The sequence below is a fragment of the Vibrio sp. 1401 genome (genome assembly GCF_033340295.1).
Genome location: NZ_JAWOWF010000777.1, coordinates 1 through 535, shown reverse-complemented (window position 1 = coordinate 535; position 535 = coordinate 1). Strand labels below are relative to the sequence as shown.

1 protein-coding gene is annotated in these 535 nt (G+C 49.5%); it reads left to right on the top strand.

What is annotated here, in order from left to right; translation table 11 throughout:
• Window positions 1-535 (top strand): alanine racemase C-terminal domain-containing protein (locus tag R7Z77_RS28115; RefSeq protein WP_318137404.1); only part of this gene is annotated, 535 nt, incomplete at both ends.

Sequence of the window (535 nt, the reverse complement as noted above, 5' to 3'; positions counted from 1 at the left end):
CCTAAAAATCGTAGGTATGATGACCCACTTCCCGAATGAAGGTCTTGATGAAATCCGCCGCAAGGTTGACCGTTTCAAAGTAGAAACAAAGTGGCTAATGGACAGCGCAGGTCTGAAACGTAAAGACATCACACTGCACGTGGCTAACTCTTACATCACGCTAAATCTGCCTGAAGCACATCTGGATATGGTTCGTCCTGGCGGCATGCTGTACGGTGATTACCCTGCAACCCTACCTTACGAGCGCATCGTGTCTTTCAAAACACGCGTAGCATCACTGCACTTCTTCCCTGCAGGCAGCACAATCGGCTACGGCAGCACTAAAGTTTTAGAGCGTGACTCTATCCTGGCTAACCTGCCTATCGGCTACTCAGACGGTTTCGCCCGTTCACTAAGCAACAAAGCTGACGTTCTGATCAACGGTCAGCGTGCTCGCGTAATGGGTAAAGCGTCAATGAACACTACTATGGTTGATGTCACTGACATCATTGGTGTTCAGGCAAACGACGAAGTAGTTGTATTTGGCCGCCAAGGC